At 76.5% G+C, this 238-nt stretch carries 1 pseudogene; it reads left to right on the top strand.

The window, feature by feature from the left end:
• Nucleotides 1-238 (top strand): annotated as a pseudogene (locus G3I40_RS08645) (two-component sensor histidine kinase); the annotation flags it as partial.

Raw genomic sequence — 238 nt, forward strand, 5'->3', positions numbered from 1 at the left:
GCTGCCCGACTCGCTGCGCGCCCTCGCGGTGAGCAGGCGGCGCGGCACCATGGTCGGCAACCACGACGCGCACCCGACGATGTGGGCGGCGGGCCCGGCGGCAGGCGGCCGGGCCCTGGGCGTCGAGATCGACTACGGGCAGGGCGCCCGCACCATCGACGGCCTGGACAACGCGATCCTCGGCTCGTCCGTGCTGGCCATCGGGGCGACGCTGCTGGTCGGGGCGTTCGCGGTGACC

Source organism: Streptomyces sp. SID14478, assembly GCF_010548525.1.
Classification (GTDB): Bacteria; Actinomycetota; Actinomycetes; order Streptomycetales; family Streptomycetaceae; genus Streptomyces.